Consider the following 22,796-nt stretch of genomic DNA (forward strand, 5'->3'; position numbering starts at 1 on the left):
CCGGGTACGCAGAGCACCGCCAAACCCTCTGGATCACAAAGAAGGAGCGCCTGACATGGCCGCCACTCAGGAAGAGATCGTCGCCGGTCTCGCCGACATCGTGAACGAGATCGCCGGCATCCCGGTTGAGGACGTCCAGCTGGACAAGTCCTTCACCGACGACCTGGACGTCGACTCGCTGTCCATGGTCGAGGTCGTCGTCGCCGCCGAAGAGCGCTTCGACGTCAAGATCCCGGACGAGGACGTCAAGAACCTCAAGACCGTCGGCGACGCGACCGACTACATCCTCAAGCACCAGGCCTGAGCCCTGCTCGGGCCGGGCGCTGAACCGGCCCCGCCACCCGGCGGTGGCGCCGCTTAATCCTCGTAATTGGAGAAAGAATTCCCGTGAGCTCGACCAATCGCACCGTGGTCGTCACCGGTATCGGCGCAACCACACCGCTGGGTGGCGACGCAGCCTCTACCTGGGAGGGCCTGATCGCCGGCAAGTCCGGCGTGAAGCCCCTGGAGCAGGAGTGGGCCGCCGACCAGGCGGTCCGCATCGCCGCGCCCGTCGCGGTGGAACCGACCGAGGTCATCCCGCGCCCGCAGGCCCGCCGCCTGGACCGCTCGGCGCAGTTCGCGCTGGTCGCGGCCAAGGAGGCGTGGGCGGACGCCGGTTTCGAGGGCAAGGCCGGTGAGGACCCGAAGGTCGACCCGGACCGCCTCGGCGCCGTCATCGCCTCCGGCATCGGCGGTGTGACGACCCTCCTCGACCAGTACGACGTGCTGAAGGAGAAGGGCGTCCGACGTGTCAGCCCGCACACCGTGCCCATGCTGATGCCCAACGGCCCCTCGGCCAACGTGGGTCTGCTGGTGGGCGCCCGGGCGGGCGTGCACACACCGGTCTCCGCGTGCGCCTCCGGCGCCGAGGCCATCGGCTACGCCATCGAGATGATCCGCACGGGCCGCGCCGACGTCGTCGTCGCCGGTGGCACCGAGGCGGCCATCCACCCGCTGCCCATCGCCGCGTTCGGCAACATGATGGCGATGTCCAAGAACAACGAGAACCCCGAGGGCGCCTCGCGTCCCTACGACGTCGCGCGGGACGGTTTCGTCCTCGGCGAGGGCGCAGGCGTGATCGTCCTGGAGTCCGCCGAGCACGCCGCCGCGCGCGGTGCCCGGGTGTACGCCGAGGCGGTCGGACAGGGCATCTCCGCCGACAGCCACGACATCGTGCAGCCCGAGCCGGAGGGGCGGGGCATCTCGCACGCCCTGCAGAACCTGCTGGAGCGCACCGACCTGGACCCGGCGGAGATCGTGCACGTCAACGCGCACGCCACCTCGACGCCGGCCGGTGACATCGCCGAGCTCAAGGCTCTGCGCAAGGTGTTCGGCGACGACGTGGACCACATGGCGGTCTCCGCGACCAAGTCGATGACCGGTCATCTCCTGGGCGGCGCCGGCGGCGTGGAGACGGTCGCCACCGTCCTCGCGCTGTACCACCGGGTCGCCCCGCCGACCATCAACGTCGAGAACCTCGACCCGGAGGCGGAGGCCAACGCCGACGTCGTCCGCGGCGAGGCCCGCAAGCTGCCCGTGGAGGGCCGTGTCGCCGCGCTGAACGACTCGTTCGGCTTCGGCGGGCACAACGTGGTCCTGGCGTTCCGGACGGTCTGAGAACCGCCCGTACGCCGGCCCCCCGCACAACCGAAGGGCCCTCACCGCCTGGTGAGGGCCCTTCGGCTTCGGTACGGGAGCTCAGACCACCTGGTGGAGCCACCGCACGGGCGCGCCCTCGCCCGCGTACCGGAACGGCTCCAGCTCGTCGTCCCACGGCTTGCCGAGCAGCTTGGCGATCTCGGCCTCCAGGTCGGTCTCGTCGCGCTGAGACCGGGTCAGGGCGGCGCGCAGCCGGTCCTCCGGGATCAGGATGTCGCCGTGGATGCCGGTAACGGCGTGGAAGATGCCCAGCTCGGGGGTGCAGCTGTAGCGCTCGCCCTCGGCGGTGGGGCAGGGCTCGGCCGTGACCTCGAAGCGCAGCAGGTGCCAGCCGCGCAGCGCCGACGCCAGCTTGGAGGCGGTGCCGACCTCGCCCTTCCAGGAGAACTCCGAGCGCCAGGTGCCCGGCGCGGCCGGCTGCCGGATCCAGTCGAGGTTGACGCGTGTGCCGAGCACCCCGGCCACGGCCCATTCGACGTGCGGGCACAGCGCGCGCGGCGCGGAGTGCACGTACAGAACTCCACGTGTCGTCACCGGGACCTCCGGGCAGAGCGGGACATCTTGCGAACTGGCGGACGGTTGTGGCCGGGGCCACGTTTGATGGCGAGGCTACCGTGCGGCGGCGCAAGGAGTGTGACGTACCGTCGGTCCCGATGCGCCGAAACGCCCGCCATTCACCCGGCAGGACGCTTGTACGGGTGCGAACCGTTGCAGGCTGCGGTGTTCGGGAACTCCCGCGCGTTGTCATGAGGGGGAGCTCCCTGTACGTCGACCGAGGGGAACAGCAGCGGATGCGGAAGCCGAGCCACCGTTCACGGGCCGCGCTCGCCGTCACGGCGGCGGCCGTTCTGGGCGTCGCCGGCTGCGACGCCGTCGGTGGCGACACGACCGCACCCACGCACCGCCCGAGGCCGACGCCGTCCTGGGACGTCAGCCCCAGCTCCATCGCGGCTGTCGGCGACTCCATCACCCGTGGTTTCGACGCGTGCACGGTCCTGTCGGACTGCCCCGAGGTGTCCTGGGCGACCGGCACGGACACCAAGGTCGACAGTCTCGCCGTCCGGCTGCTGGGCAGGGCGCAGGCGGCCGAGCGGAGCTGGAACTACGCGGTGACCGGGGCCCGGATGGCGGACCTGCCCGGGCAGATCGCGCAGGCGGTGGTGAAGCGGCCGCAGTTGGTGACGGTGATGGTGGGCGCCAACGACGCCTGCCGCAGCTCGACGTCGGCGATGACCCCGGTGGCCGACTTCCGGGCCGGCTTCCAGGACGCGCTGACTTCGCTGCGCAGGCAACTGCCGAAGACCCAGGTGTACGTGGCGAGCGTGCCGAACCTGAAGCGGCTGTGGTCCGAGGGCCGCACCAACGCGCTGGGCAAGCAGATCTGGAAGCTCGGCATCTGCCCCTCGATGCTGGGTGACGCGGACGCGCTGGACTCGGCGGCGACCCTGCGCCGGGACACCGTGCAGAAGCGCGTGGAGGACTACAACAAGGTGCTGAAGGAGGTGTGCGCCAAGGACCGCCGCTGCCGCTTCGACCGGAACGCGGTGTACGACTACCGGTTCGGCACCGACCAGCTGAGCCACTGGGACTGGTTCCACCCCAGTGTGAACGGACAGGCCCGACTGGCGGAGATCGCCTACCGCACGGTCACCGCGAAAGGACGCCTGACAGGCACGTGACTTAGGGTTCCGATCATGAGCGAACACTTCGGCACACTTCCCGACGGCACCCCGGTCCACCGCTGGACCCTGGAGCGGGCCGGAGTGCGGGTGCGGATCCTGTCGTACGGCGGGATCGTGCAGTCGGTCGAGATCCCGGACCGCACCGGCCACCGGGCGAACGTGGTGCTGGGGTTCGCCGACCTGGACGGCTATCTCGGCTGCCCCGGCCCGTACTTCGGCGCCCTGATCGGCCGGTACGCCAACCGGATCGCGGGCGCCCGCTTCCCGCTGGACGGGGTGACCTACGCCCTGGAGCCGAACAACGCGCCCAACTCCCTGCACGGCGGCGAGCACGGCTTCGACAAACGCGTGTGGGACGCCCTGCCGGTGGAGCACGGGGTGCGGCTCACCCGGGTCAGCCCGCACGGCGAGGAGGGCTTCCCGGGCCGGCTGGAGGTCTCGGCGACGTACACGCTGGAGGCGGACGGCTCGCTGCGGATCGGGTACGAGGCGGTGACGGACGCGCCGACCATCGTGAACCTGACGAACCACTCGTACTGGAACCTGGCCGGCTCCGGTAGCGCGTCCGGCCACGAACTGCGCATCGACGCCTCCCACTACACCCCGGTCGACGCCGACCTGATCCCCACCGGTGAACTCGCGGACGTCACCGGCACACAGTTCGACTTCCGCCGGTCACGCAAGACGGGCTCCGGCTACGACCACAACTTCGTGCTCGTCGGCGGGGTGACGCAGACCCCGCGCGAGGTCGCCGAGCTGCGCGACCCGGCGTCCGGCCGCGTGCTGACCGTGACGACCACCGAACCCGGCCTCCAGCTCTACACCGCCGACCATCTGCCCGAGCCCTTCACCCCGGGTGACGGCGTCGCCCTGGAGACCCAGCACTTCCCCGACTCGCCGAACCGCCCGGACTTCCCGAGCACGGTGCTGCGCCCGGGCGGGGTGTTCCGCTCGGAGACGGCGTACGGCTTCGGGACGCGCTGACCCCACGTGTGAGCCCCGGCCCAGGTGTCAGGTCCCGGGCCGGGGCTGTCTGTGGGGAGACTTGTCCCGGATCAGACGTTAATCGTCGCGGTGAGGCGGCGGTCCGTGATCGAGCGGCTGACCTGGATCTCGTACGAACCCTTCACAAACGACCACGAGCCGCTCGCCTCGTCCCACACCTCGAAGGCGCGGCGGGGCAGCGTGACGACCGCCTCGGCGCTCTCGCCGGGTCCGGCCTCGACGCCCGCGAAGCCTGCCAGATACCGGGCCGGACGCTCGGGGCCGGGCTCGGCCGGGGCCAGGTAGACCTGCACGACCTCCCGTCCCGCGCGCCCGCCGGTGTTCCTGACCCGGACCCGCACCACGCTGTCGCCCTCGACCTGCACCGACTCATAGCTCCACTCGGTGTAGCCGAGGCCGTGGCCGAAGGGGTACGAGGGGGTGCGGCCCTCCTTCTCCCAGGCGCGGTAGCCGATGAACACGTCCTCGGTGTACGGCAGTTCGCCGTTCTCGGGGACCACCCGGGTGACCGGGGCGTCGGCCAGGGAGCCCCAGGTCGTGGGCAGCCGGCCGCCGGGCTCGTGGACACCGGTGAGGACGTCCGCGAGGGCTGCGCCACCCTCCTGACCCGGGAACCAGCTCAGCAGCACGGCGGCGACGTCCTCGCGCCAGGGCAGTTCGACCGGGGAGCCGGAGTTGACGACGACGACGGTGTTGGGGTTGGCGGCGGCGACGGCGCGGACCAGGTCGTCCTGGCGGCCGGGCAGCGCGAGGTCCTTGCGGTCGAAGCCCTCCGACTCGACGCGGTCGGTGGTGGCGACCACCACGACGGCCGTGTCGGCGGCGCGCGCGGCCTCGACGGCCTCGGCGATCAGCTCGTCCGGGTCGCGCTGCGGCTCCTGGTGGGCGAGCGCGAAGGCGACGACCTTGAAGGGGGTCCCCTCGGGGAGCGCGATCACGTGGTGGAGGGAGACCTCGACCGGTTCGCCCGCGGTCAGTTCGACCTCGGCGCGGGGCACGGGCGCGCCGAAGAACGCCTCGAAGGGGTCGCTGTCGTCGGCGGGGCGCTGGACGTCGTCGTAGTACGTGGTGCCGGCGACGGTGAGGGTGAAGGGGCCGGTGCCCTTGATCCCGAAGGTGTGCGTCCCGGAGTCACGGGGGGTGAAGGTGCCGGTCAGCTCCACGGTGTGGAGGTTGTCGTGGGTGACGCCCTCGGGGAGGTCGGTGCCCATCCACTGGATCTGGCCGCTGGGTGTGCCGCGGGTGCCGATGACCTCGCCCGCCGCGTCCCGGCACACCGCGCGCAGTTCGAAGCCCCGGTCGGCGACGGCCAGTTCGGTGTTCGGGTCGGCGCCGACGGCGTCGCTGAGGGCGCCCTCGGGGAGGGCGGCGGTGAGGCCGTCGAGCGGGGAGACGATCCGGTCCGGGAAGACGGTGGCCGAACCGCCGCCCAGGACCCGGGCGTCGCGGGCGGCGGCGCCGATCAGGGCGACGGTGCCGGGCCGGAGCGGGAGGGCGTCGTTCTCGTTGCGGACCAGGACGAAGGAGCGGCGGGCGATCTCGCGGGCCAGCGCCTCGCCGTCCACGGTCGCGGGCGGTTCGGTCACGGCGGGCTCGGCGGACTCCAGGGCGCCGACGCGGGCGGCGAGCCGCAGGACGTTGCGGACGGCCGCGTCGACCGTGGCCTCCTCGACCTCGCCGTCCCGCACCGCCTGGGCGAGCGCGGGGCTGTAGACGGTCTGCGGGCCGGGCATGGCCACGTCCAGGCCGCCCTCGATGGCGGCGGCCGTCGAGCGGGCGGCCATCCAGTCGGAGACGTTGTAGCCGTCGAAGCCCCACTCGCCGCGCAGCACGCCGTTCACCAGACGGGCGTGCTCGGTCATCGTCGTGCCGTTGACCGTGTTGTAGGCGGTCATGACGCCCCAGGGGCGGGCCTCGGCGACGATGATCTCGAAGGGCGCCAGGTACAGCTCGCGCAGCGCCCGCTCGCTCACCAGGTTGTTCACGGTGAAGCGGTCGGTCTCGGCGTCGTTGGCGACGAAGTGCTTGACGGTGGTGCCGACGCCGCCGGACTGGACGCCATTGACATAGCCGGCACCGATGCGTCCCGTCAGGTACGGGTCCTCGCTGTAGGCCTCGAAGTGCCGTCCGCCGAGCGGGGACCGGTGGAGGTTGACGGTCGGCGCGAGCAGCACGTGCACGCCCTTGCGCCGGGCCTCCTGGGCGAGCAGCGTGCCGGCGCGGCGGGCGAGAGCCGGGTCCCAGGTGGCGGCGAGGGCGGTCGGGGAGGGCAGGGCGATGGAGGGGTCGTCGGCGGTCCAGCGCACGCCCCGCACGCCGATGGGGCCGTCGGACATGACGAGGGACTTCAGCCCGATCTCCGGCAGGGCGGGCAGCGACCACACGTCCTGCCCGGACAGCAGCCGGGTCTTCGCGTCCAGGTCCAGCTTGCCCAGCGCCGCCTCGACGGCGGCCTCGCGCGCCTGGTCGGCCGGAGAGGTGTCTGCGGTTCCCGCCATCGGGATCTCCTCATCGAGTCATGTCGTCGTCCTGTGGGCCATCGTGCACCCGGTACCTGTAACGCGGTAGGTTTCGTTATGGTGCCGTAATATTAGCCATATGTCGATGCCGTACGGTGACGCCATGAACGCCAGGGTCAGGAGCGAGGAACGGCGCGCGGAGATCGTGCGGGCGGCGCTGGAGGTGATCGCCGAGCGCGGATACCGGGGCGCGAGCCTGGCCGCGGTGGCGGAGCGGGTGGGGCTCACCCAGCAGGGCCTGTTGCACTACTTCCCGACGAAGGAGGCGCTGCTGGTCGCCGTGCTGAAGGAGCGCGACCAGTGGGACGCCGTACCGGCGACGCAGTGGCGGGTGGACCTGCTGGCCTCGCTGGTCGAGTACAACGCGATGCGGCCCGCCATCATCCAGACCTTCTCGGCGCTGCTGGGCGAGAGCGTGACGGAGGGGCATCCGGCGCGGGCGTACTTCACCGAGCGCTACCGGCAGGTGCGCGAGAGCATGGCGGCGGTCCTGCGCACCGCGTACGGCGACCGCCTCCCGAACGGGCTGACGCCGGAGCGCACGGCCCCGCTCCTGGTCGCGGTGATGGACGGCCTCCAGTACCAGTGGCTCCTGGACCCGGACTCGGTGGACATGCCGGCCGCGTTCCGCGACTTCCTGGCGCTGCTCGGCGAGGAGGCCTGAACTCCTGTGCTACTGCCGCCAGATGACGGCGAGTGCCTTGCTCACCGCGACGACCGCGGCGAAGGCGACCGCCCAGGCCGCCGCCCCGGCGGCGAACAGCGCGGCCACACCCGCCCCGAACCAGACCGCCTCGAAGCCGACACGGACCGCGCCACGCGTCTTGTACGACGCCTTCTGCGAGCCGAACAGGGCCCACAGGACGACGAGCACGGCCGGGCCGCCGAGACCCAGCGCCCAGGTGAGCGGGGCCGCCACATCACGGGTGAAGCCCCAGTACCCGACGGCCGCGAGGGCGCCGAGTTCGATCAGGAACAGCACACCCAGATTCACGGCCTTCACGGTCCTCATGCGCGGCAGTATCACCTGCGGGCGGGCACGGCGGCCACGATTTAGATCTCGGGTGGGCGGCGCAGGTGACAGCTGAGTACGCGTACTCAGGCGCCCCCGCTTCCCCGGGTCGACGATGAGCGCATGAGGTGGAGGAACACAACCGCCGTCCTCGCGCTGCTGCCCCTCGACGCCCTGGCCGTGGGCTACGGCTGGCTGGTGGCGACCTGGACGGACGAGCCGCACGAGCCGCCCCTGGCTCAACTGGGTGTGATCTGCGGGCTGGTGGCGGCCAGCGGCGTCGCGCTATGGGCGGCCCGGTTACGGAGCGCCGCGGTCTTCCAGGTCGTCCCCGTCCTCGTGCTCGCGACGCTGACGCTGTCGCTGTCGTCCTCCTGAGTCCCACCCCATGGCGTAGACCACTTCCGTCACGGGATACTGCGGACGTCCGCACCACGCTCCCCCACGACGGCGACGGAAGGACTGAACTCCCTTGGGTTCCCTACGTGTTCGGATCGGCATTCTCGGACTGGCCGTGATGGCCTCGGTGGCCTCCCCGGTGACGGCGAGTGCCGCCGCGACCGCTCCCTCCCCTACCGTCGAGGAACAGCGCCTCGACAAAGCGGTGCCGCAGGAGATACTCCGGCGTCCGGGTTCGACGACGTGGCACCGGAGTTGGCCCGCGAGCTGGGCTCGGCGCACTCCTACGCCCAGGCGCGGCGGATCGTCGTGCGCGAGGGATCGGCGCTGTGGCGGCGGGCCGTGGACCGGGTGCAGGGGCGCGGACCGGCCGGCGGCGACCTGAGCCGGGACGACGACCGGCCGCTGTACTGGGCCAGGTTGGGGCTGACCCGGGAACTGCGGACCTGGGAGCCGGGATTCGCGCTGAGCGACGCCCAACGGAACACGCTGATCGAGCAGTTGGAGCGGACCTCTCGGGGACAGACCGACGTGCGCTATCCGCACGGCAAGGGGCTCAGGCGGATCCTCGTCACCGGCTTCGACCCGTTCACCCTCGACCGGGACATCCGGATCTCCAACCCCTCCGGCGCCACCGCGCTCGCCCTCGACGGCACGGTGATCCGGACCGCGAAGGGTCCGGCGCGTATCGAGACGGTCGTCTTCCCCGTGCGCTGGCAGGACTTCGCGCAGGGGACGGTGGAGCGGACGCTGCGGCGGTATCTGCCGAAGGTCGACCTGTTCACCACGGTGAGCCAGGGGCGGGTCGGGCGGTTCGACGTGGAGCGGACCAACGGGGCCTGGCGGGGCGGCTTCCCGGACAACGACAACGTCTCGCGGACCGAGACCGTCCCGGTGACCGACCCCGCCTCGCAGCCGCAGTGGACGACGACCACGCTGCCGTACCGTCAGATCGTGGCCGCGGACACGGGACGCTTCCCGGTCTACGACCACACCGAGGTGACCGAGATACCGGCGGGCGGGACGACGGAGGTCGTGCGGCCGGACGGGCCCACCCCGGGCTCCACGGCGCGAGCAGGTGGCGGCGGGAACTACCTCTCCAACGAGATCGCCTACCGGGCCACCCTGCTGCGGGACCGGCTGGGGCTGCACGACACCCTGCCGGGCGGGCATGTGCACACGTCAGTTCTGCAGTTCGGGGCGGGCAACACGGATCCGGCGACCGGGACGGTGACCGACCCGGAGTTCGTGCGCAACCGGCTGGACATCGTGGCGCAGGTGCGGGCGATCCTCACCGTGGCGGCCGACGCGGCCTTCGGGAAGTGAGCGGCTTCAGAGAGTGAGCGGCTTCAGGGCATGACCGACTTCAGGAAATAGCCGGCTCGCCCTCGGAGTCATCCTCCCCGGACTCGCCCTCCCCGCTCTCCTCGCCCAGCAGCTCCCGCGCCATCAGCGTCGCGCCCGCGACCGCGCCCGGCATCAGGAACACCGCCACGAACGGCACCACGAAGGCGACGGCCAGCGGGGTGCCGAAGCCCCAGACGAGGGTTCTGCGGGAGCGCAGGAGGGCGAGGCGGGCGCGGAGTTCGACGCCGCGGCGCTGGAGGGCGACGGCGGTGAGCTCTTCGGTGAGGAAGAAACCGGTGACGAAGAAGCCGATCACCGGGACGACCGTCTGTCCGACGAAGGGGATGAAACCGAGGGCGAACAGCAGGACGCCCCAGAGCGCGGCACGGACGACGATCCGCAGACTGTCGCGCGCCGAGATCCACAACTCGCGCCAGAGCGGCAGACCGGACTCGGGGGCCGTGCCGTCGGGGGACACGTCCCGGTCGACCTTCTCGGAGAGGTTCTCGTAGAAGGGCTGGCCGATCAGGAGGGTGACGGCGGTGAAGGTGACGACGGCCAGCAGCAGGGCGAGGGCGAACAGCACGGCGGTGAGCAGGCCGCGGAAGGCGCCCCGCCAGGGGCTGGACCAGTCGTCGGCGAAGGGCGTCGACCAGCCGACGAAGTCCTGGCCCCACAGGGCGAGGGAGGTGAGGGCGGCCACGTACAGGACGAGGGTTATCAGACCCGGGAGCAGGCCGAAGCCGTACTGTCTCCCGTGCCCGGCCACCCAGCGCTGGCCCTTCAGGAGATAGGTGAAGCCCGCCCCAAGATCGCGCATGGGGAAGACTTTACGGTGTCGGCACCGCCACGACGATCCCCCTCTCGGCCGCGGGCGACACGGCCGCGGACACCCGTGTCGCCACCGCCCGGGCCAGCCGCCCCGCCCGCGTGGCCGCCGCGAGCAGCAGGGGCTGGACCTGTTCCAGGGCCGATACGAACAGGTCCTCGCCGGCGACCAGGACCGGCCCCGCGGCCTTCGTCGTAGCCGCGGCCGCCTCCGTGAGGTCGGCCAGCGGCGGGAGGGTGGCGCGGACGACGCCCGCTCCGGTGGCCGCCGCGCGTTCGGCGAGGGCGACCTGGAGGGGCATCAGGGGGGCCAGGGCGGTGGTCAGGGCGTCGGCGATGCGGCGCAGTTCCGGCGAGGAGTCACGCAGGACGTCGGCCGCGGTGCGGAGGACCGGCGTGACGGCGAGCAGGACGCCCGCGGCCACGCCGGCCGTCGCGGGGATCAGGGGTGACGTCGCCTCGAGAAGGTCGCCGAGGGCGTTCGCGAACTCCTCGACGGCCGGCTCCAGCGCGTCCAGCACGGGCAGCAGGCTGTCGCCGAGAGCCGCCAGCAGGGCCTGCGCCGGTTCGCTGACCGGGTGGACGGCGAGCGGTGCCCCGCTGGTGCCGAGGCGGGTGAGGGTGTCGACGATGCGGTAGAAGGCCTCCTGGGCCTGCGGCGAGGCGCTGGCCTCCGCCAGCTCCGCGGTGGTCTCGCGCAGCACCCGCAGCGCTTCGGCGCCCGAGCCGTCGCGCGGGTCGAAGGTGTTGAGGGCGATCCTGGTGATGTTCCCGGCCGTCTCCAGGAGTTGGCCGGTGATGTCGGTGGTGTTGCGTGCCATGCGCAGCACGTCCTGCCTGCTGGGGAGCGGAGGGATGGTTGCCATGGGCTCTCCTCGCCTCACGGACGTCACCGGTCGGTCGCCCCCTCAGCATGCCCCCTTCGCGTGCCGCGTGCTGGGCCATCCGGGGCATCGGTGACGCGAACTCTCGCCGTGTGCGGTTGAGTCGTACAGGTACATCGCGCCGTATCGATCTCGGGGAGCTCCCACAGAGGCGTGCAGCGGTTCAGGTGAGGAGAGCGGATGACGAAGGAGATCCACGGCACCGTCGCCGATGGCTTCGAGGCGGTGCGTGAGGAGTTCGCAGCGTTCGTCGCGGGGGAACGGGACGACTACGAGGGGCAGTTGTTCGCCTATGTGCACGGCCGCAGGGTGGTCGACCTGTGGGCGGGGGACGGTGTCGAGGCCGACTCCCTCTACGCCGCGTACTCGTCGACCAAGGGAGCCGCGCATCTCGTGGTGGCCCTGCTGGTGCAGGACGGCACGCTGGAACTGGACCGCAAAGTCACCTACTACTGGCCGGAGTTCGCGGCGGAGGGCAAGGGGGCGCTGACGCTGCGCGAGCTGATCTCGCACCGGGCGGGCGTGGTCGGCACGGACACCGGCTTCACGGCCGAGGAGATGGCCGACGACCGGGCGATCGCGGAGCGGCTCGCCGACCAGAAGCCGTTCTGGCGTCCGGGTTCGGCGTTCGGCTACCACGCGCTGGTGATCGGCGCGCTGACCGGCGAGGTGGTGCGGCGGGCCACCGGCCGCACGCTCCAGCAGGTCTACGAGGAGCGGATTCGGGCGCCGTACGGCCTCGACTTCCATCTGGGGCTGCCGGCCGCGCTGGAGTCCCGGTACCGGCCCGTGCAGCCGATGATGCCGACTCCGCTGCAGCAAGCGGCGCTGGACGCGGCCCAGACCGGCCCGCACACGCTGGCCTCGATCGCCTTCAACACGCATGTGCCGAACCCGGGGACGATGGTCGACTACGCCAACTCCCGTACCGTGCGCGCCAAGGGTCCGGCGTCGGCGGGCGGGGTGGCCGCCGCGCGGGGGCTGGCCGGGATGTACGCGGCGACGATCAGCGAACTCGCCGACCGTCCGCCGCTGCTGAAGCCGGACACGATCGCCGAGGTGGGGCAGATCCACTCCATCGGCTACGACCTGGTCTCCCGCACCCACAGGTCCTACGGCCTCGGCTTCCAGGCCACTGCCGACACCTGGCACCCCTTCCTGGGCGCGGGCGCCTTCGGCCACAGCGGCGCCGGCGGCTCCCAGGCCTTCGCCGACCCCCGCACAGGCCTGGCCTACGGCTACACCCGCCGCCGCCTCGCCTTCCCGGGCGGAGCGGCCCCGGAAAACCAACGCCTGGTCAGAGCCGTACACACGGCGGCACTGGCGGTGGCCTAACCCCGCGAAGACCGAAAGGCCGCACCCCACGTCCAAGGGTGCGGCCTTCGTCGGAGGCAACGAGTGGGGACAGAGCGGCGTCACGGTGTTGGCGCCGTCGGCCTGCTCAGAGCTTGACGATCATCTTGCCCGTGTTGTCGCCGCGCAGGACACCGAGGAACGCCTCCAGGTTGTTCTCGATGCCCTCGACCACGGTCTCCCGGTACTTCAGCTCGCCCGAGGCGACCCACGGAGCCACCTCGCGGACGAACTCCGGCTGCAGGTCGTAGTGGTCGCCGACCAGGAAGCCCTCGATGCGGCCGCGGGTCTGGATCAGCCGGGCGAGGTTGCGCGGGCCCGGCGCGGGCTCGGTGTTGTTGTAGACGGAGATCATCCCGCACACGGCGATCCGGCCGCCCTGGTTGAGCTGCCCGATCGCGGCCTCCAGGTGGTCGCCGCCGACGTTGTCGAAGTAGACGTCGATCCCGTCGGGCGCGGCCTCGCGCAGCTGCTCGCTCACCGGGCCGTTCTTGTAGTTGAACGCGGCGTCGAAGCCGTACTCCTCCACGAGCAGCTTGACCTTCTCGTCGGAGCCGGCCGAGCCGATGACCCGCGAGGCGCCCTTCAGCTTGGCGATCTGCCCCACCTGGCTGCCGACCGCGCCGGCCGCTCCGGAGACAAAGACGGAGTCGCCCTCCTTGAAGGACGCGGTGCGCAGCAGACCGGCGTAGGCGGTGAGGCCGGTCATGCCGAGGACGCCGAGGTACGTCGACAGGGGCGCGGCGTCCGCGTCCACCTTGACGGCGTTCTTCGCGTCCACCACCGCGTACTCGCGCCAGCCGAAGAAGTGCAGCACGTGGTCGCCGACGGCGATGCCCTCGGCGTTGGAGGCGACGACCTCGCCGACCGCGCCGCCCTGCATGACCTTGCCCAGCTCGAAGGGGGCGACGTAGGACTTCGCTGCGCTCATCCGGCCACGCATGTACGGGTCGACGGAGAGGTACTCGTTGCGGACGAGGACCTGGCCCACGCCCGGCGTCGGGGCCTCCGTCTCGACCAGGGCGAAGTCCTCGGGCTTCGGCCAGCCGACGGGACGGCTGAGCAGGTGCCATTCGCGGTTGATCATGACAGGGCCTTTCCTCGTGTTGCTGCAGAGGCAAATACTTCAGCATCTGAAACAACCATGCCGCTGAATATTTCAGGTTGTCAAGTAACCGGGTACCCTGGAGCCATGCCCACCACACCGAAGACCCGTCGGCCCGACGCGCTGACCCTGGAGGTCGTCGAGCTCATCGGCGACGTCGTGGCCCGTTTCTACGCGGACTACGAGGACGCGGCGGGCGAGCACGCGCTCACCGGCGCCCAGGCACGACTGCTGAGCCTGCTGTCGCTGGAGCCACTGCCGATGCGGAAGCTCGCGCAGAAGCTGAAGTGCGAGCCGTCCAACGTCACCGGGATCGTGGACCGGCTGGAGTCGCGGGGACTGGTGGAGCGCCGCCCGGACCCGGCGGACCGCCGGGTGAAGCTGGCGGCGGCGACGGACGAGGGGCGCCGGGTCGCCCGGGAACTGCGCGAGGGACTGCGCTTCGCGCGCGAGCCGCTCGCGGGCCTCTCCGACGAGGAGCGGCTGTCTTTGCGGGATTTGCTACAGCGGATGCTGGCGGCCTGAGCCGAGGACGCGCTCCGGGCCGAGCGCCGGCCCGAGCCTCAGCTGCACCACCACAGGAACCGTGTGCAGGTCTGCGACGGGGACGGGTCCGGGCTGGGGGCCGAGGTCGTCGGGGCCGACGAGGTGGGGGTCGCGGCCGGACCGGTCGAGGCGGGGGTGCTCGGACGGGTGGTGACCGTCGCGGACTGGGCACTCTGCGAGGGCTTGTCGGCCTTGGACTTGTCCTTGGGGGACTTCGAGGACGACGGGGAGGCCGAGGGGCCGGCCGTGGATTCGGGAGCGCCCGCGCCCGTCCTGTCGGCCGCCGGCTTCGCGGTGGTGCCCGCCTCCTTCGAGGCGCCGCCGTCCGCCGAGTCGCCCCCGGCCGCGGCCGGCTTCGGGGTGGAGAAGGGCGCGTCCATGCCCAGCTCCGCGAGGCTGAGCCCACCGGCCGCCAGCACGACCGCCGTGACGATCAGCAGCGTCCGCCGGCGCCGGCGCCGATGCGCCGCGGCCTTGCGGTCACGCCGGCTCGCGGCACCCCCGGGACCCGTGGAACCGACGACCGCGTCGCCCTCCTCCGCGTCCCCGCCCCGGCCGCGTCCACGCCCCCGGCTCTGCGCGCGCCGCGCCGCCCGGCCCCCGCTCGGGGTGGCCGCCTCCCGGTGGTCGTCCTCGGTGCCGCCTTCCTCCGTGCCGCCATCCTCGGTGCCGTCGTCCTCGTCACCGTACGGGCCCTCGTCGCCGTAGCCGTCGTACGCGGGTACGCGCGTGTGTTCCGTCTGGGCGCGGAGCTCTTCGAGGGACGCGCCGCAGCCCGGGCAGGCGAGGGCGCCGTTGAGGTGCCGTCGGCACGGGTGGCAGTAGTCCATGACGCGGGAAGACTAAGTTCCTGATGGGTCACGTTCCTAGGCACGGCTGTGAAGGTTGTGTGGTGAACGACCCGTTGCGGCGTGGCGAGTTGAGGCATCCTTCCCGATCGCCCCGAAACCGCCGTCGAAAGCCGCACCGAAAGCAGTGTCGAAACCGTTATGCGTTCGACCCATTGACACTCCCCACACCCCGTCCTTACTGTCACGCCAGCATTTCGAACGTGTGACGAAATATCGAACAGCTGAGGGGCAATCTCCGTGCGCATCACCGGAATCAGCACACACGTGGTCGGGACGCCCTGGCGCAACCTGACCTACGTCCAGGTGCACACCGACGAAGGGATCACGGGAGTCGGCGAGACCCGGATGCTCGGTCACACCGACGCGCTGATCGGCTATCTGCGTGAGGCCGAGGCCAACCACATTCTGGGCTCCGACCCGTTCGCGGTGGAAGACCTCGTGCGCCGGATGAAGTACGGCGACTACGGCCGCGCGGGTGAGATCGTGATGTCCGGCATCGCGGTGATCGAGATGGCCTGCTGGGACATCAAGGGCAAGGCCCTGGGCGTGCCCGTCTGGCAGCTGCTGGGCGGCAAGGTCACCGACAAGGTGAAGGCGTACGCCAACGGCTGGTACACCACGGAGCGGACGCCGGAGGCCTATCACAAGGCCGCCCAGGGGGTCATGGAGCGCGGCTACAAGGCGCTGAAGATCGACCCCTTCGGCACCGGGCACTTCGAGCTCGACCACGAGCAGACCCTGTACGCCGTCTCCCTGATCGAGGCCGTGCGCGACGCGATCGGCCCCGACGCCGAGCTGATGCTGGAGATGCACGGCCGCTTCTCCCCCGCCACCGCCGTGCGCCTCGCGAACGAGCTGGCGCCCTTCAAGCCCGCCTGGCTGGAGGAGCCCTGCCCGCCGGAGAACCTGAAGGCGCTGGAGAAGGTCGCCGCCAAGGTCGACATCCCGGTCGCCACCGGTGAGCGCATCCACGACCGGATCGAGTTCCGCGAGCTGTTCGAGAGCCAGGCCGTCGACATCATCCAGCCGGACGTCGGCCACATCGGCGGCATCTGGGAGACGCGCAAGCTCGCCGCGACCGCCGAGACCCACTACGTGCTCGTCGCCCCGCACAACGTGGGCGGCTCGGTGCTCACCGCCGCCTCCCTGCAGGTTGGCTTCACCTCCCCCAACTTCAAGATCCTTGAGCACTTCAACGACTTCGCGGACGCGGAGATCAAGAAGGTGGTCAAGGGGGCGCCGGAGGTCGTGGACGGCTACTTCCACCTCTCCGACAAGCCCGGCCTCGGGGTCGAGCTGGACGTGGACGCGGCCGCCGAGTTCCCACAGCAGCAGGCGCGGTTCGACCTGTGGGCCGAGGGCTGGGAGCAGCGCAAGCCGAAGGGCACCAAGTGAGCGGCGCCGTCGTCATCGAGGCGCCCGGCGAGCACCGGCTCACCGAGCACACGCCTCGGCCGCCGGAGGCCGGCGAGGCCCTGGTCCGCGTCCACGCGGTCGGCATCTGCGGCAGCGACCGCGAGGTGTACCAGGGCAACCGGCCCGAGGGGTACGTCCGCTACCCGGTCACCCCGGGCCACGAGTGGTCCGGGACGGTCGAGGCGGTCGGGGCCGGGGTGCCTTCGAGTCTTGTCGGCCGCAAGGTCGTCGGCGAGGGCTTCCGCAACTGCCAGGTCTGCGATCGTTGTCATGCGGGCGAGACCACGCTGTGCACGGCCGGGTACGAGGAGACCGGGTTCACCGAGCCGGGCGCCATGGCCGCCACGCTCACCCTGCCGGCCCGGTTGCTGCATGTCCTGGCGGACGACGCCGATCTGACGGCCGCCGCGCTCCTGGAGCCGGCCGCCTGCATCGCGGCGGCCGCGCTCAAGGCGAACGCGCTGCCGGGTGAGCGGGTCGCGGTCGTGGGCACGGGCACGCTCGGGATGTTCGCCGTTCAGTTCCTGAAGGCGGGCTCCCCGGCGGAGCTGCTGGTGGTGGGGACGCGACCCGACCGGGCGGAGCTGTCGAAAGCTTTCGGTGCCACCGACTTCCGTACGAAGGACCAGGAGCTCCCCGACGACGTCGACGTGGTGATCGAGACCGCCGGGTCCGCGTCCGCCGCGCGCACCGCCGCCTCCCTGCTCAGGCGGGGCGGACGCCTGGTCCTGACGGGGATCCCGGCGCCGGGCGCCGAGGGTCTCGACCCGACCGATCTCGTCGTACGGCAGCTGGAGGTGCACACCGTCTTCGGTGCACCGCCGGACGCCTGGGCGCACACGGTACGGGTGTTCGGGGCCGGGCTGCTCGATCCCCTGCCCCTGGTCACGCACGAGCTGCCGCTGGAGGAGTTCCCGCAGGCCATCGAGCTGGTCGGGTCCGGCGATCCGAAGGTGGGCAAGGTGCTGCTCCGCCCCTAGACGTACGCCGGTACGGGGGCGACCTGACGGCCTCCGTACCGGCGTACACCAGCCCCCCATGACTTGAGCCGCGAACCTCGTCCGAAATATCGAACACGAAGGACAGCTTGTGACGACCGACGCTTCCGCCTCGGCGGCCCGCCGACCCGGTGAGCAGGCGCTCACCGCCCTCGGTCTGGGCGCGCCCGCCCTCGACCCCGCCGACGCCTCTCCGCACACCTTCCCCGGCGGCGGCAAGTGGCGCACCGAGATCCCCTCGTGCGAGGGTCCCGAAGCGCTGGCCGTCGTGCTCAAGGAGTCCTCGCGCCTGGACGTGCCGATCCACCGGATCAGCCAGGGCAGCGGGGTGTGGATGCTGACCGACGCCGAGATCACCGAGATGGTCGAGGCGACGGCCGAACGCGACATCGAGCTCTGCCTGTTCACCGGTCCGCGCGGCACCTGGGACATCGGCGGCTCGGTGCGCTCCGACTCGCGGGGCGCCGGACTGCGCGCCCGGGGCCACGACGCCGTCGCCGGATGCGTCGAAGACGCCGTGCGGGCGACGGAGTTGGGCGTCAAGTGCCTGCTCGTGGCCGACGAGGGCGTGCTGTGGACGCTGCACCGGGCGCGCGAGGCGGGGATCATCCCGGCGGACACGACGCTGAAGGTCTCGGCGCTGATCGGCCCCGTCAACCCCGCCTCGTACGCGGTCTACGAGCGGCTCGGCGCCGACTCCCTCAATGTGCCGAGCGACCTGACGCTGGATCACCTCACCGAGATCCGGCGGGTGTCGGCCGCCCCCATGGACATGTACATCGAGGCCCCCGACGACCTCGGCGGCTACATCCGGATGTACGAGGTCGCCGAGCTGATCCGCCGCGGCGCACCGCTGTACCTGAAGTTCGGTCTGTCCAAGAGCCCCGGCATCTACCCGTACGGGCACCACCTGCGGGACCTGACGCTGACCACCGCGCGGGAGCGGGTGCGGCGGGGGCGGCTCGCCCTGGATCTGCTCGCCCGGCACGGAGCCGAGGGCGACATGGCACCCCTCGGCTCCCGGCTGCCCGGAACGCTCAACCGGTTCGAAACCGCCGCATAACGTTCCGGAAACACCTCTTCACAAAAGAGGACGTAGTCCAACAGAATCCCACAAACCCTCGGTCTCCCGCACCGCCTCGGAGCGTCTACGCATCGCCAGGCCGAGCCCCGTCCCCACACACATCAAGGATGATGATCATGCGTACTCGCAGAGCCGCATTCGCCGCCATAGCCGGCGCCGCCTCGCTCGCCCTCACGCTGTCCGCCTGCGGGCAGAGCAGCTCGGGCGGCAGCAAGGAGAAGGCGGCCGACACCAAGGGCGGGACCATCGGCATCGCGATGCCGACCAAGTCCTCCGAGCGCTGGATCGCCGACGGCAACAACGTCGTCAAGGACCTGAAGGCCAAGGGCTACAAGACCAAGCTGGTCTACGGCGAGGACGACCCCGACACCCAGGTCTCGCAGATCGAGAACCTGATCACGCAGGGCGTCAAGGGCCTGATCATCGCGGCCATCGACAACAAGTCCCTGAACAACGTGCTTCAGGAGGCCGCGTCGGCCAACATCCCGGTCATCGCCTACGACCGCCTCATCCTCGGCACCAAGAACGTCGACTACTACGCCTCGTTCGACAACGAGAAGGTCGGCAAGCTCCAGGGCACGTACATCGTGCACAAGCTCGGCCTGGACAGCGGCAAGAAGGGCCCGTTCAACATCGAGCTGTTCGCCGGGTCCAACGACGACAACAACACCAAGTACTTCTTCGGCGGCGCGATGAGCGTGCTGCAGCCGTACATCGACAAGAAGCAGCTGGTGGTCAAGTCCAAGCAGACCGCCCTCAACCAGGTGACCACCCTGCGCTGGGACGGCGCCACCGCCCAGAAGCGCATGGAGGACATCCTGACCTCCACGTACTCCAGCGCCAAGGTCGACGCGGTCCTCTCGCCGTACGACGGCATCTCCATCGGCATCCTCGCCGCCCTGAAGTCGGACGGCTACGGCTCCGCCAGCAAGCCGCTGCCGGTCATCACCGGCCAGGACGCCGAGCTCGCCTCGGTGAAGTCGATCATCGCGGGCCAGCAGACACAGACCGTCTACAAGGACACCCGCAAGCTCGCCGACGTGGCCGCGGCCATGGTGGACGACGTCCTCAACAAGAAGACGCCCCAGACCAACGACACCAAGACCTACGACAACGGCACCAAGGTCGTCCCCGCCATGCTGCTGCAGCCGGTGAGCGTGGACAAGACCAACTACGAGGACGTCCTCGTCAAGGGCGGCTACTACACCGACGCCGAACTCAAGTAACCCCGCCCACCTACTGATTGGAAGGCACGACCATGGCGGGACCCGTCCTGGAAATGCGCTCTATCGTCAAGACCTTTCCCGGCGTCAAGGCGCTGTCGGACGTCACACTGACCGTCCGTCAGGGCGAGGTCCACGCCATCTGCGGGGAGAACGGCGCCGGCAAGTCCACCCTTATGAAGGTGCTCTCCGGCGTCCATCCGCACGGCTCCTACGAGGGCGAGATCCTCTTCGAGGGAGAGGTCTGCGAGTTCAAGGACATCCGGGCCAGTGAGCACCGGGGCATCGTGATCATCCACCAGGAGCTGGCGCTGTCGCCGTACCTATCCCTGGCGGAGAACATCTTCCTCGGCAACGAGCACGCCAAGGGCGGGTTCATCGACTGGCGGGAGACCCTGCGGCACGCCACCGAACTGCTGCGCCGGGTCGGTCTCCAGGACCACCCGGAGACCCGCGTCGCCGACATCGGCGTGGGCAAGCAGCAGCTGGTGGAGATCGCGAAGGCGCTGTCGAAGAAGGTCAAGCTGCTCATCCTGGATGAGCCGACCGCGGCCCTGAACGACGAGGACAGCGACAAACTCCTCAATCTCATCCTGGAGTTGAAGAACCAGGGCATCACCTCGATCATCATCTCCCACAAGCTCAACGAGATCCGCAAGGTGGCCGACTCGGTGACCATCCTGCGCGACGGGCGGTCCATCGAGACGCTCGACGTGAAGGCGAAGGAGACCACCGAGGACCGGATCATCTCCGGCATGGTCGGCCGTGACCTCGACCACCGCTTCCCCGAGCGCACCCCGCACGAGGCGGCGGACCCGAATGCGGCGCCCGCCCTGGAGATCCGCAACTGGACCGTGCACCACCCCATCGACCAGCAGCGCAAGGTGGTCGACGACGTCTCGATCAACGTGCGCCGCGGCGAGATCGTGGGCATCGCGGGCCTGATGGGCGCCGGCCGCACCGAACTGGCGATGAGCGTGTTCGGGCGCACCTACGGCCGGTACGCGGGCGGCACGGTCCTCAAGGACGGCACGGAGATCCGTACCAAGACCGTCTCGGAGGCGGTCGACAACGGCATCGCGTACGTCACCGAGGACCGCAAGCACTACGGCCTCAACCTCATCGACACCATCAACCGCAACATCTCGCTGACCGCGCTCACCAAGGTCGCCAAGCGGGGCGTGGTCGACGAGCACGAGGAGCGGCAGGTCGCCGAGGGCTTCCGCAAGTCCATGAACATCAAGGCGCCGACCGTCTTCGAGCCGGTGGGCAAGCTGTCCGGCGGCAACCAGCAGAAGGTCGTCCTCAGCAAGTGGATCTTCGCGGGTCCGGACGTGCTGATCCTGGACGAGCCCACGCGCGGTATCGACGTGGGCGCCAAGTACGAGATCTACACGGTCATCGACCAGCTGGCCGCCCAGGGCAAGGCGGTCGTCTTCATCTCCTCCGAACTGCCCGAGCTGCTCGGCATGTGCGACCGCATCTACACGATGGCCGCCGGGCGGCTGACGGGTGAGGTTCCGCGGGCCGAGGCCACGCAGGAAGTGCTGATGCGCCACATGACAAAGGACAAAGAGGTATCGCGATGAGCACGGACGTCACCGACAAGGTCTCGTCGGCCCCGCCGCCGGGCAAGGGCGGCTCGGGCGACGGCACGGGCCTGGTACAGCTGGTGCTGGGCGGGCTGCGCCGCAACATGCGCCAGTACGGCATGCTGATCGCGCTGGGCCTGATCGTCGTCCTCTTCCAGGTCTGGACGGGCGGGGACCTGCTGCTGCCGCGCAACGTCTCCAACCTGGTGCTGCAGAACAGCTACATCCTGATCCTGGCGATCGGCATGATGCTGGTCATCATCGCCGGGCACATCGACCTCTCGGTCGGCTCACTGACCGCGTTCGTGGGCGCGTTCGCGGCCGTGCTGACGGTCAGTCACGGGGTGGCGTGGCCGGTCGCGCTGGTGCTGTGCCTGCTGATGGGCGCGGTGGCCGGTGCCGTACAGGGCGTGCTGATCGCCTACTTCGGCATACCGTCCTTCATCGTCACACTCGCCGGCATGCTGCTCTTCCGCGGTCTGACGGAGATCCTGCTCAAGGGCCAGACCCTCGGCCCGTTCCCGAACGGTCTGCAGAAGCTCGGCAACGGCTTCCTGCCGGCGGTCGGCCCGAACACCAACTACCACAACATCACGCTGCTGCTCGGCCTGGTGCTGATCGTGGCCGTGGTGTGGCAGGAGGTCCGTGACCGGCGCCGGCAGGCGGAGTTCTCCCTCGAGGTGGTGCCGAGGAACCTCTTCCTGCTCAAACTGGTCGCCATCGTCGCCGCGATCCTCGCCCTGACCATGCTGCTCGCCAGCTACAACGGCGCCCCGATCATCCTGATCGTGCTCGGTGTGCTGGTGGTCGGCTACGGCTACGTCATGCGCAACGCGGTCTTCGGCCGGCACATCTACGCGATCGGCGGCAACCTGCCGGCCGCGAAGCTGTCCGGCGTCAAGGACAAGAAGGTCACCTTCTACGTCTTCCTGAACATGGGCGTGCTCGCGGCCCTGGCGGGTCTGGTGGTCGCCTCCCGTCTGAACGCGGCCTCGCCGAAGGCGGGCCTGAACTTCGAACTCGAGGCGATCGCCTCGTCGTTCATCGGTGGCGCGTCCATGAGCGGCGGTGTGGGAACCGTCCTCGGCGCGATCATCGGTGGTCTCGTCCTCGGTGTGCTGAACAACGGCATGAACCTCCTCGGCGTCGGCACCGACTGGCAACAGGTCATCAAGGGCCTCGCCCTGCTGGCCGCGGTCGGCTTCGACGTCTGGAACAAGCGCAAGTCCGGTTCATAAGTCAGCTCGGGCC

General features: G+C 70.5%; 21 protein-coding genes and 1 pseudogene. 15 read left to right on the forward strand and 7 right to left on the reverse strand.

The genetic code is table 11. The features are described from left to right. Positions 1 to 55 precede the first annotated feature (55 nt). Complete coding sequence (locus ABZZ74_RS11425) at positions 56 to 304, forward strand: acyl carrier protein (protein ID WP_015660680.1); 249 nt, start codon at positions 56 to 58, stop codon at positions 302 to 304. 83 nt (positions 305 to 387) lie between these two features. Next, on the forward strand, positions 388 to 1,659 hold the full coding sequence (locus ABZZ74_RS11430) for a beta-ketoacyl-[acyl-carrier-protein] synthase family protein (RefSeq protein ID WP_356763517.1): 1,272 nt from the start codon (positions 388 to 390) through the stop codon (positions 1,657 to 1,659). Positions 1,660 to 1,740: 81 nt separating this feature from the next. Here ABZZ74_RS11430 and ABZZ74_RS11435 read toward each other — a convergent pair whose 3' ends face one another. Then, positions 1,741 to 2,235 carry a DUF3145 domain-containing protein gene (locus ABZZ74_RS11435; RefSeq protein WP_208779624.1) on the reverse strand — a complete coding sequence of 165 codons (495 nt, stop codon included), beginning with the start codon at positions 2,233 to 2,235 and terminating at the stop codon, positions 1,741 to 1,743. A gap of 257 nt (positions 2,236 to 2,492) precedes the next feature. Between ABZZ74_RS11435 and ABZZ74_RS11440 the strand changes: the two genes are divergently transcribed. Then, a complete protein-coding gene (locus tag ABZZ74_RS11440) occupies positions 2,493 to 3,380 on the forward strand; it encodes an SGNH/GDSL hydrolase family protein (RefSeq protein WP_356763519.1) in 888 nt (295 codons plus the stop codon). 15 nt (positions 3,381 to 3,395) lie between these two features. Next, the gene (locus ABZZ74_RS11445) at positions 3,396 to 4,367 is read left to right on the forward strand and encodes an aldose epimerase family protein (RefSeq protein WP_356763521.1); all 972 of its coding nucleotides are present in this window, start codon (positions 3,396 to 3,398) and stop codon (positions 4,365 to 4,367) included. 71 nt (positions 4,368 to 4,438) lie between these two features. Here the strand turns inward: ABZZ74_RS11445 and ABZZ74_RS11450 are convergent, their stop codons facing one another. Continuing rightward, a complete protein-coding gene (locus tag ABZZ74_RS11450) occupies positions 4,439 to 6,886 on the reverse strand; it encodes a glycoside hydrolase family 3 C-terminal domain-containing protein (RefSeq protein ID WP_356763523.1) in 2,448 nt (815 codons plus the stop codon). A 106-nt stretch (positions 6,887 to 6,992) separates the two neighbouring features. Here ABZZ74_RS11450 and ABZZ74_RS11455 point away from each other — a divergent pair, with 106 nt between their 5' ends. Continuing rightward, a complete protein-coding gene (locus ABZZ74_RS11455) occupies positions 6,993 to 7,571 on the forward strand; it encodes a TetR/AcrR family transcriptional regulator (RefSeq protein WP_356763740.1) in 579 nt (192 codons plus the stop codon). A 9-nt stretch (positions 7,572 to 7,580) separates the two neighbouring features. On the opposite strand, the gene ABZZ74_RS11460 is transcribed toward ABZZ74_RS11455, so the two are convergent. Then, positions 7,581 to 7,919: a YrdB family protein gene (locus tag ABZZ74_RS11460; RefSeq protein WP_356763525.1), complete on the reverse strand. Its 339-nt coding sequence runs from the start codon at positions 7,917 to 7,919 to the stop codon at positions 7,581 to 7,583. Positions 7,920 to 8,042: 123 nt separating this feature from the next. On the opposite strand from ABZZ74_RS11460, the gene ABZZ74_RS11465 reads away from it, so the two are divergent. Together ABZZ74_RS11465 and ABZZ74_RS11470 are read left to right on the forward strand one after the other, a co-directional pair. After that, complete coding sequence (locus ABZZ74_RS11465) at positions 8,043 to 8,297, forward strand: hypothetical protein (RefSeq protein WP_356763527.1); 255 nt, start codon at positions 8,043 to 8,045, stop codon at positions 8,295 to 8,297. A gap of 94 nt (positions 8,298 to 8,391) precedes the next feature. Then, positions 8,392 to 9,644, forward strand: a pseudogene (locus ABZZ74_RS11470) (pyroglutamyl peptidase). Positions 9,645 to 9,684: 40 nt separating this feature from the next. On the opposite strand, the gene ABZZ74_RS11475 reads toward ABZZ74_RS11470, so the two are convergent. Continuing rightward, positions 9,685 to 10,485 carry an EI24 domain-containing protein gene (locus ABZZ74_RS11475; protein ID WP_356763529.1) on the reverse strand — a complete coding sequence of 267 codons (801 nt, stop codon included), beginning with the start codon at positions 10,483 to 10,485 and terminating at the stop codon, positions 9,685 to 9,687. A 10-nt stretch (positions 10,486 to 10,495) separates the two neighbouring features. After that, positions 10,496 to 11,359: a hypothetical protein gene (locus tag ABZZ74_RS11480; protein ID WP_356763531.1), complete on the reverse strand. Its 864-nt coding sequence runs from the start codon at positions 11,357 to 11,359 to the stop codon at positions 10,496 to 10,498. Between the two features lie 198 nt (positions 11,360 to 11,557). Between ABZZ74_RS11480 and ABZZ74_RS11485 the strand changes: the two genes are divergently transcribed. Next, complete coding sequence (locus ABZZ74_RS11485) at positions 11,558 to 12,712, forward strand: serine hydrolase domain-containing protein (RefSeq protein ID WP_356763533.1); 1,155 nt, start codon at positions 11,558 to 11,560, stop codon at positions 12,710 to 12,712. Between the two features lie 106 nt (positions 12,713 to 12,818). On the opposite strand, the gene ABZZ74_RS11490 is transcribed toward ABZZ74_RS11485, so the two are convergent. After that, a complete protein-coding gene (locus ABZZ74_RS11490; protein WP_356763535.1) occupies positions 12,819 to 13,817 on the reverse strand; it encodes an NADP-dependent oxidoreductase in 999 nt (332 codons plus the stop codon). 105 nt (positions 13,818 to 13,922) lie between these two features. Between ABZZ74_RS11490 and ABZZ74_RS11495 the strand changes: the two genes are divergently transcribed. Continuing rightward, positions 13,923 to 14,360 carry a MarR family transcriptional regulator gene (locus ABZZ74_RS11495; RefSeq protein WP_356763537.1) on the forward strand — a complete coding sequence of 146 codons (438 nt, stop codon included), beginning with the start codon at positions 13,923 to 13,925 and terminating at the stop codon, positions 14,358 to 14,360. A 38-nt stretch (positions 14,361 to 14,398) separates the two neighbouring features. Here the strand turns inward: ABZZ74_RS11495 and ABZZ74_RS11500 are convergent, their stop codons facing one another. Then, the gene (locus ABZZ74_RS11500) at positions 14,399 to 15,211 is read right to left on the reverse strand and encodes a hypothetical protein (RefSeq protein WP_356763539.1); all 813 of its coding nucleotides are present in this window, start codon (positions 15,209 to 15,211) and stop codon (positions 14,399 to 14,401) included. Between the two features lie 258 nt (positions 15,212 to 15,469). On the opposite strand from ABZZ74_RS11500, the gene ABZZ74_RS11505 reads away from it, so the two are divergent. The 6 genes from ABZZ74_RS11505 to mmsB all read left to right on the forward strand — a co-directional run bounded on the left by ABZZ74_RS11505 (position 15,470) and on the right by mmsB (position 22,783). Continuing rightward, positions 15,470 to 16,627 carry a mandelate racemase/muconate lactonizing enzyme family protein gene (locus ABZZ74_RS11505; RefSeq protein WP_356763541.1) on the forward strand — a complete coding sequence of 386 codons (1,158 nt, stop codon included), beginning with the start codon at positions 15,470 to 15,472 and terminating at the stop codon, positions 16,625 to 16,627. Then, positions 16,624 to 17,628 (forward strand): alcohol dehydrogenase catalytic domain-containing protein, encoded by a 1,005-nt coding sequence (locus ABZZ74_RS11510; protein ID WP_356763543.1) that lies wholly within the window; start codon positions 16,624 to 16,626, stop codon positions 17,626 to 17,628. The genes ABZZ74_RS11505 and ABZZ74_RS11510 overlap by 4 nt, the downstream gene beginning before the upstream one ends. Before the next feature lie 109 nt (positions 17,629 to 17,737). Next, on the forward strand, positions 17,738 to 18,709 hold the full coding sequence (locus tag ABZZ74_RS11515; RefSeq protein ID WP_356763545.1) for a hypothetical protein: 972 nt from the start codon (positions 17,738 to 17,740) through the stop codon (positions 18,707 to 18,709). A 137-nt stretch (positions 18,710 to 18,846) separates the two neighbouring features. Next, on the forward strand, positions 18,847 to 19,956 hold the full coding sequence (chvE, locus tag ABZZ74_RS11520; RefSeq protein ID WP_356763547.1) for a multiple monosaccharide ABC transporter substrate-binding protein: 1,110 nt from the start codon (positions 18,847 to 18,849) through the stop codon (positions 19,954 to 19,956). 32 nt (positions 19,957 to 19,988) lie between these two features. After that, a complete protein-coding gene (gene mmsA, locus ABZZ74_RS11525; protein WP_356763549.1) occupies positions 19,989 to 21,542 on the forward strand; it encodes a multiple monosaccharide ABC transporter ATP-binding protein in 1,554 nt (517 codons plus the stop codon). Continuing rightward, positions 21,539 to 22,783 (forward strand): multiple monosaccharide ABC transporter permease, encoded by a 1,245-nt coding sequence (mmsB, locus tag ABZZ74_RS11530; RefSeq protein WP_356763551.1) that lies wholly within the window; start codon positions 21,539 to 21,541, stop codon positions 22,781 to 22,783. Before mmsA ends, mmsB begins: the two co-directional genes overlap by 4 nt. Positions 22,784 to 22,796 lie beyond the last annotated feature (13 nt).

The organism is Streptomyces sp. NPDC006476 (assembly GCF_040612015.1).
In the GTDB taxonomy this organism is placed as follows: domain Bacteria; phylum Actinomycetota; class Actinomycetes; order Streptomycetales; family Streptomycetaceae; genus Streptomyces; species Streptomyces griseorubiginosus_B.